This window comes from Flintibacter faecis (assembly GCF_014287875.1).
GTDB classification, from domain to species: Bacteria; Bacillota; Clostridia; order Oscillospirales; family Oscillospiraceae; genus Lawsonibacter; species Lawsonibacter faecis_A.
In genome coordinates, this window is record NZ_JACOPN010000005.1 from 225,375 (window position 1) to 238,742 (window position 13,368).

Below are 13,368 nucleotides of genomic sequence, written 5' to 3' on the forward strand. Positions count from 1 at the left end.
TTAGGAGTTAGGAGGTAGGAGTTAGGAGGTAGGAGGTAGGAGTTGGTAAGGAGCCTGCGCCCCTTCTCGCAATGACGACCAAATTTAGGACGATCGTCAAATAAAGCGTGCTGGCCTCCGTTCACTGTCATTGCGAGGAGCAAAGCGACGTGGCGATCCGTCTCTTTTTTCACATCTGCCGCAGCAGCTGCTCCAGATCGTTTTCCAGGTAGACGGAGGCGGACAGGTTGGGGTCATAGCCCAGGCAGGTGCCCTTGTCCGGGCACAGGGGGAGGATGACCGCCTCGGGCAGGCGGGACAGGGTCAGGTTGCGGCCATACAGGGCCAGATACTCCTGCTCCAGGGTGGACAGCACGTCCCGGGCGCACTCCAGACAGGTGCGGGAGAGCTGAAGGGCGGCCTCCCGCCCACACTCGGTCTGACAAGGTGGGGCGGCGTAGGGCAGGATGTGGTTCACTCCGGGCAGCAGACCGGGCACCGGGGACCTGGGTCGGCGGACGGTGTTGCCGCCGATGAAGGGGTACAGGGTGGCCTCGATAAACCATTGCCGCAGCTGGGGCAGGAAATAGACCCCGTCCACCGGCCGGTCCCAGGAGCGCATCAGGTCCCGGCCATAGCCGGACAGAATGCCCACCAGCACCATGCGGATGGGCACGTCCTCCTGCTGCAGGATGGGGTCCAGGGCGTGGAGCCGGAAGCCGGGGTGCATCAGGTCGTCCACTAGGATCACCGGGCGGCCAAAGGACTTGATGGTGCGGATCTGGTTGGGGATGGAGCTGTAGTAGGGGAAGGCCTCGATGCTGCTCTCCTTCAGGTCGGGGGAGTAGACCTTGTCGGTGTGGACCGTTTTGGTGACGGTGTTGGGGACGATCTTGCCCCGGAGGAGCTTGCCGAAGGGGACGCACATGTTCTCCCCCAGCACCCTGGGGCTGGTGGGAGTGGAGGGCACGTTGTTCCAGGCGGTGATCTTCTCCAGCAGCCGGTGGTGGATGATGTCCGCCGACAGGGTCAGCACCAGGGAGCCGGGGTACAGGGCGGCGATGGAGCGCTGCAGCCGCTCGTGGCTGCGGCGGATGGCGGTGAGCACCCGGCTGTTGCGGCACAGGGGCTCCTGAATGGTGGTCTCCAGATTCTGCAGCAGCACGGTGGGTGAGCGCATATCCACCTCCCGGATGGGGGCCTCCCCCTCCCGGGGAACAAAGCCGGAGCGGGCCAGGGTGTCCTCCAGAATGGGGGGCAGCAGCCCGTCGTGGGGGGCGAAGACGGCGTAGACATACTCCTTTTCCAGGGCCCGGGCCAGCAGTTCGCTGAGCAGCAGCTGGGCATAGTCCCTGTGCTTGTGGGCGGTGTCTGCCGTCAGGGCAGTGAGGAAGAGCACGTTGCCCGCTGCCCGCAGGCGCACCCGGTTGGCAAGGTCACTGTCCCCCAGGGCATCAAAGAGCTGAGAGGTGGGCAGCAGGCGATAGCTGACAAAGCCCAGGGGCCGGCCCGCCCCCGTGCGGCGCAGCAGCAGTACCCGGTCGTGGCGGCGGAGGATAGCCTGCCCCAGGGCCTCTCCCCCGGCAAGCCCGGCGGTGAGCTCCTCCACCAGAGGCCGGGTGGGGGACTCCTCCCACTGGAACTCCAGGTCTCCGGCGTACAGCAGGGGCTTGTCCGGGGTGTCCCGGAGATACAGGCCGTTCTGATAGATAAAGTCCTGGATCACCGGGGCCACCAGGGTGGAGATGTCCCGGTTCAGGTCCACGTTCTCCCGGATACGGGTGGAGCTGATGTCCTCCAGGTGGGGGGGCAGCTGCAGATGGAGCACCTGGCCGGTGACGGGCAGCTTTTTGGGCAGAGGTTTTTCCCCGGCCCGGCGGAAGATCACGTGGTTCATCCCGTGGATGGACCAGGGGCGGGGCGGGGCCTTATAGCAGGAGGCGTTGGCCACCACGTCGCTGCCCGCCACAATGTACAGCTCCTGGCCGGGGAACAGCTGGCTGAGCCGGTGCAGGTCGTCAGGGTTGGCGATGTTCACCGGGATGTCGTCGGGGAACAGATGGACGTGGAAGTCCCCCGCCACGGACAGGTTGACGATCTGCCGCCGGATGAGGTGGGGCTGGGCCTTTTTGGACCAGGAGAACTCGTCCACCGCCAGATAGACCTCAAAGCCCAGATCCCGGATGGCCTGGACGATGCCCTTGTGGGACAGGGTAAAGGGGTCGAAGGTGCCGGGGAAGAAGGCGATCTTTCGGGGCGGCTGGAAGGAGAATGGGCCATGGTCCAGCCGGTGCAGGGCGATGAACCGGTTGATGTGGGCCAGGGCGGCGGCCCGATAGAAGAAGGTCAGGCGGCTCTGGTCCGCCGACTCCAGAATGAGAAACAGCAGCTTGCGGTAGCACAGGGCGAACAGGCGGCTCTTCTCCCCCAGGGACAGCTCCCGGGACTCGAACAGCAGCTTGCCGATGACCAGCAGGGCCTCCTGCCGCACCGCCTCCCGGTAGTGGGCCAGGCCCTGGAGAAGCAGGCCCAGCAGCTCCTGCCGCCGGTGCTCAAAGGCGGAGTAGGGCTGGGGGAAGCGCTCTAAATAGGCGGGGTAGTTCTCCAGCAGCACGCCGATGGTGTTCAGGGCCCCGGACACGGCGGAGTCGCTGGGGGAGGCCAGCAGCCCCCGCAGCCAGATCACCTGCTCGTCCAGCTCGCTGGGGTGGAGATACAGGGCGGCCTGGCCCAGATACTGGGGGATATACTTGGATATCTCATACTGGCCCATCTCCAGCCCCTTGCCCAGCTCTACCACCACCTCGTTGCGCTGGTCCCGGCGCAGCAGGGACAGGGTGCGCACCAGGGCAGCGCCGGCGGTGTGCCGCACCACCACCCGCTCAGACACCTTGACCAGGTTGGAGAAATGGGCGGCGATGTGCAGGGTGTGGGTGTCCAGACCGTGCTCTACCTGGTCCCGCAGCAGTTCCACCCCGGCTACCTTGACGATCCAGGGGGTGGCGGTTTTCAGGTTGTCCAGAAACACCTCGCTGGTGATATCCATGTGGTAGAGGGTCTGCTCCAGCGCGGGGTCGTTTACCCCGGCCCGGCGGAGGACCTTATATTTCAGGAAGATGGCCGTCAGCGCTTCGGGCTGCATGGAGCGGACGATGGACACGATGCGGCCCATCTGGGGGTGCCCCTTGTTCAGGGAGCGCTGGGCCTCCCGCAGGAATTCCAGGGCGGCGATGGTCAGGCGCAGCTCCCCCCGGGCGAGAAAATAGGCGGCAAAGTCGATGAGTCTGTCCCGGGTCTGCTCCCCGTAGTACTGCTGGGGCAGATAGCGGATGGCGTCCAGCAGGGTAAAGGCGGTGTCCGCCGACAGGGCGGCGGGGTCCTGGTAATAGTCCAGCAGGGCCCCCAGAAAGCGGGGGATGTCCTGGGGACGGGCGTGCTGGAGCATAGAGCCCACCACCAGCTTCAGAGTATAGCCGATGTGGGAGCGCTGCTGGGGGGTGGTCTTGTGGTCGGGATAGACGATCAGCCCCAGATACTGCTCCCACAGCTGGAAGGGGACCTCCTCCGCCGGGTCGTGGTCGGCGTGGGCGGGGAGCTCCTTTTGATAGACCAGGTGGAAGCGGGCGATGATCTGGCCGATGAGGCCGCCCGCCTGACGGCGGATGTCGCCCTCCCGGTGGACCAGCAGCTCATAGAGAAAGGCCAGGGCCTGGGTCTTCTGCCGCACGGACAGATAGGTGAAGTACTCCTCAAAGATGTTCAAATAGGCCCGCAGCTGCTGCCAGCTCTTGGTGGAGCGGGCGGACTCGATGATGTTGCCGAATTTCTGCTCGTTAGACAGCATGTGCATCAGCCGCAGGTTGTGGTCCACCGACAGGCCGATCAAGTTGTCCAGAGTCTCCTCCGGGCCCATGAGGGCGGCATCCTTATGGGGGATGGGGGGCTCCGGGTGGCCGGACAGGGCCACGTCCACCCCCAGACGGCGCATGTAATCTTCAAAGTCGTGGAGGCGGCCGTACACCAGCTGATACCGGCGGCGCTTGGTGGAGTCCACCCCGTCCAGCTTGGACAGGATGACCTGGAAGGACTGGTCCAGGGGATAGAGCACGGTGATCTCCTGTCCCCGGTCGTCCCGGTCCTGTTTGGAGCGGAAGTCGGCATAGATGAGCAGCAGGGATTCCACCGACAGGGACTCCAGCTCCAGGTCCCACACGGAGTGGTTGGCGGCGATGTGGCTGATGCCCTCCAGCTTTCGGGCGGTAAGCCACTGGTCGGTGTAGTAGTAGTGGAGATAGGGGACCCGCTCCCCCGCCCGGCAGCCGAACTTGCCCACGTCGTGGGCGGCGGCGGCGGCAGAGATGAGGGCCAGGTCCACCTCCACCCCCGCACCGGCCAGCCCCCGGGCGGCGGTCATGGCGATATAGTGGACCCCGGCGATGTGACCCAGGGTGCGGAAGGGGGTCACCTCGTCCCCCAGGCGCAGCAGTTCATAGACGAACTCCTGCCGCCAGGCGGTCAGAAAGCGGCCATACTCCCGCCCGGCATCGCAGGGGGTATACGCCTCCTCGGGCAAGAACTGAAAATCAATAAGAGGGTCGAAGGGCAGGACCGAGCGCTCGTGGTCCAGCAGGACCTGAAGCACGGTGAGATAGGTCTCCGCTCCGGCATCGAATGGGGAGGGGCTGGGCACGAAATGCCCGTCCGGGAACATATGGGTGCGGATATAGTCATAGCAGAAGGCCAGCCAGCCCTGCTCCGGGGCGGGGGAGAACAGATCGGGCAGCTGGCGGCACAGCTCCAGGGCCTGGGCACAGGTGAGCCGCCGGCGGATGGGCAGCAGCCCATTCAAAGTCTCAGTCCAGCCCGGGGCCTTCAGCAGGGCCAGGGCCGCCTTTCGGCTGGTGATGCCTGCCGCCCGCCGGGCGGAGAGGGCCTCAGCCACGTCGCTGTTGAACTGTCGGATCATCTTTTCGTGCATAGGGGACCACCTTTCTTGGGGAGGGGATTTAAGACAGCGTGTCGATAAACCCTTTTCTGTCATTCCGAGGAGCGAAGCGACGTGGGAATCCGTAACTCAAAGACTAGAAATCTGCTTATAATCATGGGTTTTGGGAACGGATTGCCACGTCGACCCGTTGGGTCTCCTCGCAATGACAGGCTTTTTTGACAGCCTGTTAAGAGAACGGCGGATAAAATATCAAATAAATTTTATCACAAATACCGGGGGAAGAAAAGTGGAGCGTCGCGTCCCTCGTGCTGTATTTGTGCGGTAAGCGTGATAAAAAGAAGTGAGCCGTCTGCCACAACAGACGGCTCACACAGACGGTCAAAAAAGCCTGTCATTGCGAAAAGGGCACAGCCCGATGCGGCGATCCGGTTTTCACCTCGTCCGCCGGATCACCCAGGTGCGGCTGACGGCGGCGCCCAGCAGGAGGATGTTGCCGCACAGGTACAGCCACACCAGCAGGATGATGAGGGAGGCCAGGGAGCCATAGACCAGGGCATAGCGGGAGGACATGCCGATGAACCAGGAGAACACCCCGGAGCACACCGCCATGGCCAGGGCGGTGAGCAGGGCGGCAAAGCGCAGGGTGCGCCGGGGCATGGCCCGGGGCGGGGTGCCCGCCCGATAGAGGGCCAGCACCAGAAGCAGCACTGCGCAGAACAGCACCAGATACCGCAGCCAGCCCCACAGCCCGGACACCCGGGCCAGGGAGATCAGCTGCTTTAAGGGCCGGGGCAGATGCTGCTCTAAGAGGCGGAAAAACCAGTCCCCGGTGAAGATGACCACCACGGAGAAGTAGATGGTGACCAAAAATAGGGCGGACAGGACCACACTGAGCAGCGTGGCCTTGATGCCCATGGGCCGCCGGACCTCGTATAGTTCGTCCAGGGCCAGAAACAGGGTGCGCAGCCCGGCGGAGGCGGAGATCAAAATGGTGAACACGCTGGCCCACAGCAGGGCAGGGGAGCGGACCCCGGCCACATAGGCCAGATAGTCCCCCAGCACCCCCGTTACCCCGGCGGGGAGCAGAGCGTCGGCAGCCTGAAGCACCTGCTCCAGATCAAAGTGGAACAGCCCGATGAGATAGTTCACGCACATGACCAGGGGAAACAGGGTCAGCACCAGGTAATAGGCCAGGGCGGCGGCGGAGCGGGAAATTCCCGCCCGGGCGTAGGTGTCCCACACCTCCAGACAGAAGGAGACAGGGGGCAGAGAGATCAGGCGTTCCAGCATGGCGGGGACTCCTTTCAGATTTAGATACGGATTGCCGCGTCGGGCGTTGCCCTCCTCGCAATGACAGAGGCCCCCTTGTGAAAGGCCGATTCCCCTTATCAAGGGGAAATGTCCCGAAGGGACAAAAGGGATAGGGCTAGCTGGCATCGCCGCAGGCGATGACTGAGGGATTCCACATCTGAATTAGGTACGAAAAAAGCCGCCTGTAAAACAGACGGCTTTCGACGTTGCAGACCTCAGGCCAGCTTGTTCAGCTTGATGGTCATGCTGCTCTTCTTGTTGGCAGCGTTCTTCTTGTGCAGCAGCCCCTTGGCAGCGGCCTGATCCACGGCCTTGACGGCCACCTTGTAAGCGACATCGGCCTCGCTGCGGTTGCCTTCCGCCACAGCGGTGTCAAACTTCTTCAGCTCGGTCTTCAGCGCGGACTTAGCAGCCTTGTTCTGGGCAGCCTTGGTCTGGGATACCAGGACGCGCTTTTTGGCAGACTTGATATTCGGCAAACCAAACACCTCCTCCGATTTTCATCGTTAAATTAGGCACAATATGCCTGTGCAGATATGTATTTTAACACCCACCCCCAGAAAATGCAACTGTTTTTTTCAATTTTTTTTAGAATTTTGGATAGACTGAAATTAGATGCGGATTCCTGGGAAAAATCCGGCAAAAACCACGAAAATGAGAAGGGAGCAGGGCGCTTTGGATCTGAGACGGACCGACCTGGCCATGGAGGCCCGGGAGCTGTGGCAGGAGCGGGCGGGGCAAGCCGCCGAGTTGCCCGGAGTGCAGGCGGAGGAACGGGAGCGGGCGGGTATGCCCGTCACGGTGGTGCGAGTGCTGGACAAGACGGGAGAGCGGGCCCTGGGCAAGCCCCGGGGGACCTATATCACCCTGACCCTGGAGGGGGTGGAGACAAGGGCGGACGGGGCCTTTCCCCGGGCAGTGGAGGCGGTGGCCGCCGAGCTGGGAGCGCTGCTGGAGCAGGTGGACCTGGACCGGGGCCCGGTGCTGGTGGCCGGGCTGGGCAACCGGGCCATCACCCCCGACGCCATCGGCCCCCTGGTCCACGACTGCACCCTGGTCACCCGCCATCTGGTGGGGCGGATGCCGGAGCAGTTCGGCCATCTGCGCCCGGTGGCCTCTGTGGCGGCGGAGGTGATGGGCAGCACGGGACTGGAGAGCCGGGAGCTGGTGGCCTCCGTCTGCCAAAGCATCCGGCCCTGCTGTGTCATTGCGGTGGATGCCCTGGCCTCCCGCAGTCTGGGGCGGCTGTGCCGCACGGTGCAGCTGGCGGACACGGGCATCTCCCCTGGCTCCGGCGTGGGCAATCACCGGGCGGCCTTGGATCAAGAGAGCCTGGGGGTGCCCGTGCTGGCGGTGGGTGTCCCCACGGTGGTGGAGGGAGCCACCCTGGCCGCCGACCTGCTGGGGGCGGACTGCCTGCCTCAGTCCGCCCCGGGCCGGGACATCCTGGTCACCCCCCGGGACATCGACCGCCAGGTGGCCGACCTGTCCAAGATCCTGGGCTATGGCATCAGCATGGCCCTCCAGCCTAGCCTGGGCCTGGAGGAGCTGGAGCTGTTATTGAGTTAAAAAAGCCTTCCCCGGGGGAAGGTGGCCCAGTGGGCACACTGGGGCGGATGAGGGGAACGCCGAAGGGCCGTGAGTTCTTGCGTTTAAACGGTCATAGCCTTCCCCCTCCCAGGGGGCCGATTCCCCTTGTCAAGGGGAAATGTCCCGAAGGGACAAAAGGGATAGGGAAGGTGGCCCACAGGGCCGGATGAGGGGGAGTATCGTTGAGTGCGGTGGTCATCGAGGGCGGACACAGAGGTCCGCCCCTACAGACAACCTACGTGACACGCCGTAGGGGCCGACCTCCGTGTCGGCCCGTCGTTGGCGTATGCACCCCCGCAAATCCCCCTCATCCGTCATGGCTGCGCCATGCCACCTTCTCCCCTGCGGGGCGAAGGCGATAGCCGTTCCGTCGGGAGCGCTCAAATGTCGATAGCGTTCCCCTCATCCGTCACGGCTGCGCAGTCGTTGGCAGCTTTGCTGCCTTACGAATGCGGCGTACCCCTTGCGGGTGCTTACGCCGTGCCACCTTCCCCCAGGGGAAGGTGGCACGCAGGGCCGGATGAGGGTGAGTATCGTTGAGTGCGGTGGTCATCGAGGGCGGACACAGAGGTCCGCCCCTACAGACAACCTACGTGACACGCCGTAGGGGCCGACCTCCGTGTCGGCCCGTCGTTGGCGTATGCACCCCCGTGGTCCCCCTCATCCGTCATGGCTGCGCCATGCCACCTTCTCCCCTGCGGGGCGAAGGCTATAGCCGTTCTGTCGGGAGCGCTCAAATGTCGATGGCGTTCCCCTCATCCGTCATGGCTGCGCAGTCGTTGGCAGCTTTGCTGCCTTACGAATGCGGCGTACCCCTTGCGGGTGCTTACGCCGTGCCACCTTCCCCCGGGGGAAGGTGGCCCCGAAGGGGCCGGATGAGGGTGAGTATCGTTGAGTGCGGTGGTCATCGAACGGGCGGATGGGGACATCCGCCCCTACACCGGGTTACGATAGATTTCGTAGGGGCCGCTGTCCCCAGCGGCCCGTCGATAACGGCTGCACCCCCGTGGTCCCCCTCATCCGTCATGGCTGCGCCATGCCACCTTCTCCCCTGCAGGGCGAAGGCTATAGCCGTTCCGTCGGAAGCGCTCAAATGTCGATAGCGTTCCCCTCATCCGTCACGGCTGCGCAGTCGTTGGCAGCTTTGCTGCCTTACGAATGCGGCGTACCCCTTGCGGGTGCTTGCGCCGTGCCACCTTCCCCCGGGGGAAGGCTTTGTAAGCGGCCTGCCCCACAATATTTCCTCCCGCCCTCTATGCAGGAGCGCAATTTTTCGATATAATCAGGGGTGAAAACAAGGAGGAAAGACCCCATGTTCGGACACAAGAAAGAAAAGAAGGCGGACCGCCCTGCTGTCGCCCCCGGCGGGGACAAGCTGGGCGTTTATGTTCACATCCCCTTCTGCAAGAGTAAATGCGACTACTGTGATTTCTACTCCCTGGCCGGGCGGGAGGAGCAGATGGACCGATATCAAAAGGCCCTGCTCTCCCACATCGCGGAGACGGCTCCCATCGCCCAGGTGCCGGTGGACACCATCTATTTCGGCGGCGGCACCCCCAGCCTGTACGGGGAGAAGCGGCTGAAGGAGATTTTGGCCGCCCTGAAAAAGCAGCTTCCCGTGGACAAGGACGCGGAGATCACCCTGGAGGCCAACCCCGACAGCGTGGATCTGCGCTCCCTGAGGCGGCTGCGGCGGGCGGGCTTTAACCGCATCTCCCTGGGGATGCAGTCGGCCTGCCCGGAGGAACTGGCCGCCGTCCACCGCCCCCACACCGTGCAGCAGACCGACCAGGCCGTGACCATGGCAAAAAAGGCGGGATTTAAAAATCTGTCCCTGGACCTCATCTACGGTCTGCCCGGCCAGACGGAGGAGAGCTGGCGCGCCACGGTGGAGCACGCCCTGTCCCTGATCCCCCAGCACCTGTCCTGCTATGGTCTGAAGGTGGAGGAGGGCACCCCTCTGGCCCGGCGGGTGGAGGCGGGGGAGGTGCTGCCCGATGACGACACCCAGGCCGACCGCTATCTGTGGACGGTGGGGCGGCTGGAGCGGGCGGGCTTTGCCCAGTATGAGATCTCCAACTTCGCCAAGCCCGGCCACGAGTCCCGGCACAACCTGCGCTATTGGCTCACCCGGCCCTATATCGGCTTTGGCCCCGGAGCCCACTCCGACTTCGGCGGGCGGCGGTATTCCTTTGTCCGGGATCTGGATGCCTATATTCAGGGTGTGCTGGAGGGGGGCAGCATCCTGGACAGCGAGGAACTGATCCCCCGGCAGGAGCGGTGCGGGGAGTATCTCATGCTGCGCCTGCGTACCGCCCTGGGCATTGAGGAGTGGGAGTATCGCCGGAACTATTTCATGGACTTTGCCCCCCTGGAGCGGCGGCTGGAGGAGTTTCAGGCCCAGGGCTGGGCGGAGAAGACGGCGGAGGGCCGCTGGCGCTTCACCCCAAAGGGCTTTTTGGTGTCCAACCAGCTCATCGGCGACCTGCTGGACCGGCAGGAGCAGGCCCAGCTGTCTGACGTGCTGGTGCGGGCCAGGGCCCGTTACTCCGGCCGCGGGGAGCAGGAGGGCTGACAGGGCGACATAAAACCGTCATTTTGACAGGGGGACTTTCTGCAAGCCCTGGAAAAGAAAAGGTCCTCCATTCAAATTGACGATTTGCGCCTGCTGGGACAAAATTTATTGCCACCGGAATCAGAAGATGCTATAATGTATAAGATTTATTCTGCCCTGCTGTGCCCCAAGGCCTGACGGGGGAGAGAAATGCCCGAAATTTGGATATTTACATATGGCTCTGCCATGTTTTTTCATATGACTGCCTTGTATGGCGTGAGGAAGGTGCAAGATTTGACGAAGTATCAAATCCATGGGGGTCGCCCCCTCCACGGGACCATTGAGATCAGCGGCGCAAAGAATGCCGCCGTGGCCATTATTCCCGCCGCCCTGATGGTGGACGGGGTGTGCCGCATTGAAAACATTCCCCAGATCAGCGACGTGACGCTGATCCTGCAGATTTTGCGGGAGCTGGGTGCCGACGTAAAGACGGTGAACAAGAATACGGTGGACGTGGACTGCTCCCACATCCGCAACCGCCAGGTGCCCTATGACCTGGCCCGGAAGATCCGCGCCAGCTATTACCTGGTGGGGGCCCTGTTGGGCCGCTTTGGCTGGGCGGAGGTCCCCCTGCCCGGGGGCTGCGATCTGGGCGGACGGCCCATCGACCAGCACATCAAGGGCTTTGTGGCCATGGGGGCCGAGGTAGACGTGCGCAACGGCCTGATCTGCGCCCAGGTCCCCGGCGGCGGCCGTCTGGCCGGCGGCCAGGTGTATCTGGACATGGTCTCGGTAGGGGCCACCATGAACATCATGCTGGCCGCCACCCTGGCAAATGGCATGACCGTCATCGAGAACGCCGCCAAGGAGCCCCACATCGTGGACCTGGCCAACTTCCTGAACTCCATGGGCGCGGACATCATGGGTGCGGGCACCGATGTCATTAAGATCCGCGGGGTAGAGCGGCTGAGCGGCGGGGCCTATTCCATCATCCCCGATCAGATCGAGGCGGGGACCTATATGGCTGCCGTGGCCGCCGCCGGGGGCGAAGTGCTCATCAAAAACGTCATCCCCAAGCATCTGGACTGCATCACCGCCAAGCTGGTGGAGATGGGGGTGGATGTGGAGGAGCAGGACGACGCGGTGCTGGTCCGCCGGGATGGCCCCATCAGCCGGGTGAACGTGAAGACCATGCCCTACCCCGGCTTCCCCACCGACATGCAGCCTCAGATCGCCGCAGTGCTCTGTCTGGCCCAGGGGACCAGCGTGCTCACCGAGGGGGTCTGGGAGAACCGCTATCGCTATGTGGACGAGTTCCGCCGCATGGGGGCCCATATCCAGGTGGACGGCAAGGTGGCCGTCATCGAGGGGGTGGAGCAGCTCACCGGGGCTCCGGTCCACGCCTGCGATCTGCGGGCCGGTGCTGCCATGGTCATCGCCGGACTTTCCGCCCATGGCGTGACCGAGGTGGATGGCATCTATCACATCGAGCGGGGCTATGAGACCCTGGTGGAAAAGCTGTCCGCCGTGGGCGCAGACATCCGCACCATTGTGGTCCCGGATGAGGAGGCCCCCGCCCAGGTGGGCTGACCCGCCCGAGACTTGTAAGAGGAGATCGAGACCCTTGCTGACCTTTACCACCCTGGCCAGCGGCTCCAGCGGAAATGCGGCTTTAGTCTCCTGCGGAGACACCCATGTGCTGCTGGACGCCGGGATATCCGCCAGACGCATCACCACCGGGCTGAAGAGCCTGGGGGTGGACCCGGCGGAGCTGAGCGCCATTCTGATCACCCACGAGCACCGGGACCACGTCAGCGGCCTGGCGGTACTCACCAAGAAAATACGCCCCACCATTTATGCCGCCCCAGCCACCTGCGGCCAGCTGGCAGATCAGCTCCCCCACGGGGCGGAGCTGCTGCAGAGCCGACTGCCGGGGGCTGGCTTTGCTGTGGGCGAGCTGTGGGTGGAGCCCTTCGCCACCCCCCACGACGCGGCGGGCAGCGTGGGCTATGTCCTGTCCGGCGGGGGGCGGACCATGGCCCTGTGTACCGACCTGGGCCACGTCACCGACCAGGTGCGCCAGGCGGTGGCCGGGTGCGACCTGCTGGTGTGCGAGACCAACTACGACCCGGACTGGATGCGTACCGGGCCCTATCCCTATGCCCTGAAACAGCGCATCATGGGCGACCGCGGCCACCTGTCCAACCAGGACGGGGCGGAGCTGGCTGCCATGGGGGTGCAGTCCGGGGCCAGCATTGTCGTTCTGGCCCACCTGTCCGCAGAAAACAACACCCCCGCCCGGGCGCTGGAGACGGTGCGCCGCCGTCTGCGGGCCATGGGCTGTGACCCGGAGGGGGACATCACCCTGGCTGTGGCCCCCCGCACGGAGGTGGGCCCCACCTATCGCCTGGAGCGGCGGCTGGCCGCGGCGGGAGAGAAGGGGGGCAGCCTGTGCTGAGCGTACATCTCATCTGTGTGGGCAAGCTGAAAGAGAAATTCTATCTGGCCGCCTGCGCCGAATATCAAAAGCGCCTGGGGGCCTATTGTAAATTAGAGCTGACCGAGCTGCCCGAGGAGCGCCTGCCCCAGAACCCCTCCCGGGCCCAGATCGACGCCGCCCTGGAGCGGGAGGCGGCGGACATCCGGGGGAAGATCCCCCCGAACTCCTGCCTGGTGGCCCTGTGCGTGGAGGGCAAGCCCCACTCCAGCCAGGAGTTGGCCCGGCTGGTGCGCAGCTGGCAGGACAGCGCCGCCCGGCACCTGGTCTTTGTCATCGGCGGCTCCTTCGGTCTGGCGGAGAGCCTGAAAAAGGAGGCCAAGGTCCGCCTGTCCATGTCCCCCATGACCTTTCCCCACCACCTGGCCCGGGTCATGGTGCTGGAGCAGATCTATCGGGCCTTTAAGATCAACGAGGGCTCCAGCTATCACAAATAAGCATAAAAAAGCATCCTGTGCCGCGGCACAGGATGCTTTTTTAGAAAGATCC

At 64.1% G+C, this 13,368-nt stretch carries 8 protein-coding genes; 5 read left to right on the forward strand and 3 right to left on the reverse strand.

What is annotated here, in order from left to right:
• Positions 1-169: 169 nt before the first annotated feature.
• The 3 genes from H8S55_RS08910 to rpsT form a co-directional block, all read right to left on the reverse strand.
• Positions 170-4,957, reverse strand: a complete 4,788-nt coding sequence (locus H8S55_RS08910; protein WP_186878667.1) for a nicotinate-nicotinamide nucleotide adenylyltransferase — start codon at positions 4,955-4,957, stop codon at positions 170-172.
• A 402-nt stretch (positions 4,958-5,359) separates the two neighbouring features.
• On the reverse strand, positions 5,360-6,217 hold the full coding sequence (locus tag H8S55_RS08915) for a YihY/virulence factor BrkB family protein (RefSeq protein WP_186878668.1): 858 nt from the start codon (positions 6,215-6,217) through the stop codon (positions 5,360-5,362).
• Positions 6,218-6,453: 236 nt separating this feature from the next.
• A complete protein-coding gene (rpsT, locus tag H8S55_RS08920; protein ID WP_147563347.1) occupies positions 6,454-6,717 on the reverse strand; it encodes a 30S ribosomal protein S20 in 264 nt (87 codons plus the stop codon).
• A gap of 196 nt (positions 6,718-6,913) precedes the next feature.
• On the opposite strand from rpsT, the gene gpr reads away from it, so the two are divergent.
• The 5 genes from gpr to rlmH all read left to right on the forward strand — a co-directional run bounded on the left by gpr (position 6,914) and on the right by rlmH (position 13,316).
• Positions 6,914-7,807 carry a GPR endopeptidase gene (gene gpr, locus H8S55_RS08925; protein WP_186878669.1) on the forward strand — a complete coding sequence of 298 codons (894 nt, stop codon included), beginning with the start codon at positions 6,914-6,916 and terminating at the stop codon, positions 7,805-7,807.
• A gap of 1,333 nt (positions 7,808-9,140) precedes the next feature.
• Positions 9,141-10,403 (forward strand): radical SAM family heme chaperone HemW, encoded by a 1,263-nt coding sequence (gene hemW, locus H8S55_RS08930; RefSeq protein ID WP_186878670.1) that lies wholly within the window; start codon positions 9,141-9,143, stop codon positions 10,401-10,403.
• A gap of 273 nt (positions 10,404-10,676) precedes the next feature.
• On the forward strand, positions 10,677-11,972 hold the full coding sequence (gene murA / locus H8S55_RS08935) for a UDP-N-acetylglucosamine 1-carboxyvinyltransferase (RefSeq protein WP_186878671.1): 1,296 nt from the start codon (positions 10,677-10,679) through the stop codon (positions 11,970-11,972).
• A gap of 34 nt (positions 11,973-12,006) precedes the next feature.
• Positions 12,007-12,840 carry an MBL fold metallo-hydrolase gene (locus H8S55_RS08940; protein WP_147563351.1) on the forward strand — a complete coding sequence of 278 codons (834 nt, stop codon included), beginning with the start codon at positions 12,007-12,009 and terminating at the stop codon, positions 12,838-12,840.
• The gene (gene rlmH, locus H8S55_RS08945) at positions 12,834-13,316 is read left to right on the forward strand and encodes a 23S rRNA (pseudouridine(1915)-N(3))-methyltransferase RlmH (RefSeq protein ID WP_186878672.1); all 483 of its coding nucleotides are present in this window, start codon (positions 12,834-12,836) and stop codon (positions 13,314-13,316) included. Before H8S55_RS08940 ends, rlmH begins: the two co-directional genes overlap by 7 nt.
• The last annotated feature ends 52 nt before the right edge of the window (positions 13,317-13,368 follow it).